The sequence below is a fragment of the Occallatibacter sp. genome (genome assembly GCF_049582745.1).
Lineage (GTDB): Bacteria > Acidobacteriota > Terriglobia > Terriglobales > Acidobacteriaceae > Telmatobacter.
This window is the reverse complement of record NZ_JBAUUO010000154.1, coordinates 1-1597: the sequence shown is the minus strand read 5'-3', so window position 1 is coordinate 1597 and position 1597 is coordinate 1. Positions and strand designations below refer to the sequence as shown.

General features: G+C 66.7%; 2 protein-coding genes. Both read right to left on the bottom strand.

Annotation, left to right across the window (positions count from 1 at the left end):
* Window positions 1-90: 90 nt before the first annotated feature.
* On the bottom strand, window positions 91-1032 hold the full coding sequence (locus tag WCA10_RS22250; RefSeq protein WP_472824729.1) for a carbohydrate ABC transporter permease: 942 nt from the start codon (window positions 1030-1032) through the stop codon (window positions 91-93).
* Between the two features lie 31 nt (window positions 1033-1063).
* Window positions 1064-1597: type 2 periplasmic-binding domain-containing protein (locus WCA10_RS22245; protein WP_472824728.1), on the bottom strand; the 534-nt coding region annotated here is incomplete at its 5' end.

Sequence of the window (1597 nt, the reverse complement as noted above, 5' to 3'; positions counted from 1 at the left end):
ATCGTGACGATGTTCGCGACACTCCACCCGACCTTCGCCGGTGTCGTCGTTGCCATCAGCGTCGCACCTCCGTTGCTCGCGTAGCCGACATCATCGCCGTAGGTCCGATCCGGGAGCGGCTGCGCCGAAGATCCTGATGAACACCACCGCGATGATCGCCACGCAGATCAGGATCAGGACGGACAGCGCCGAGCCGAGGCCCAGGTTCAGCCCGGTGAACAGGTTGTCGTAGGTGAGAATGGACACCGACCCGGTGCCGTTGTTGCCCTGGGTGAGGATGTAGATGTTGTCGAAGATCCGGAACGCGTCGAGCGACCGGAACAGCAGCGCCACCAGGATCGCGGGCTTCATCAGCGGCAGCATCACCCGGGTGAACCGCTGCCAGGCGGTCGCCCCGTCCACCTTGGCCGCCTTGAGCAGGTCCTCGGGCACCAGTGACAGCCCGGCCATCAGCAGCAGCGCCATGAACGCCGTGGTCTTCCAGATCTCGGCCAGGATGATGACACCGATCGCCTGGGTCGTGGAGGTCAGCGGGGCTGCGTTCCCGAACGCCGCGGACAGGTACCCGGTGCTCGGTGTCCAGGCGTACAGCCAGCTGAACGCGGCGGCCACGGTCACGATCCCGTAGGGGATCAGGATCGTGGTGCGGACCCCGCCCTTCCCCCAGATCGTCCGGTACATCAGCAGCGCCAGCGCCATGCCGAGCGCGAACTCGATGGCCACCGACACCACCGTGATGATGATGGTCACCACCAGCGCGTGCCACCAGAACGGGGAGCTGAGCACGGCCCCGTAGTTGCTCAGCCCGACGAACTTGGTCAGCTGCGGGGACGACATGATGTAGCGCTCGAGCGACAGGTAGATGGCGTAGCCGATCGGGTACGCGGTCACCGCGACCATGACGATCACCGCGGGCGCGCACAGCATCCAGCCCAGCCGCCGTTCCGCGCGGGCCCCTTCGGACAGCCGGGCCCGTCCGTGGCGCCCGGTGGCGGGTTCCTGGGCGGTAACCGGAGGAGTGACGGTGGTCATGTCTCCACCTCTCTGGGCGTGCGCGGGGCGCTCACGGAGTCAGCCCCTTTCCGGTCAGGGCGTTGTTGATCTGCGTCCTCATGTTCTGCTCCGTGCTCACCGGGTTGATCGAGCTGGGCGGCGAGACCTGGTGCGAGATCGCCACCGACACGACCTGGTAGAGCGGGGTCTTGGGCCGCACGGACCCGTTGTTGACCTGCTGCAGGATCAGCTGCCGGAACGGGTAGGGGCCCTGCATCTTCGGGTTGCTGTAGACGCTGGCCAGCGTGGGCGGCAGCCCGCCCTTGACCGCGGCGATCAGCTGGTTGTCGGCGTTGCGCAAGCACAGCGCCGCCTGGAAGGCGAGCTGCGCGTGCGGGGAGTAGGAGCTGACCGCCAGATCGATGCCGCCGATCGTCACCCTGGCCCGGGTGCCCGGGATCACGCTCGGGTACGGCGCGTACTTGAATACCTTGAACAGCTTCGGGTTGTCGGCCTTCATCGACGGATAGACGTACGGGTAGTTCAGCTCGAACGCGGCCGTGCCGGCTTCCATGGCCAGCCGGTTCTGGTCCTCCATCTGCAC

Excerpts from the sequence above, each read along its gene's own strand:
- WCA10_RS22250 (WP_472824729.1), bottom strand. The coding sequence starts at position 1,032 with ATGACCACCGTCACTCCTCCGGTTACCGCCCAGGAACCCGCCACCGGG.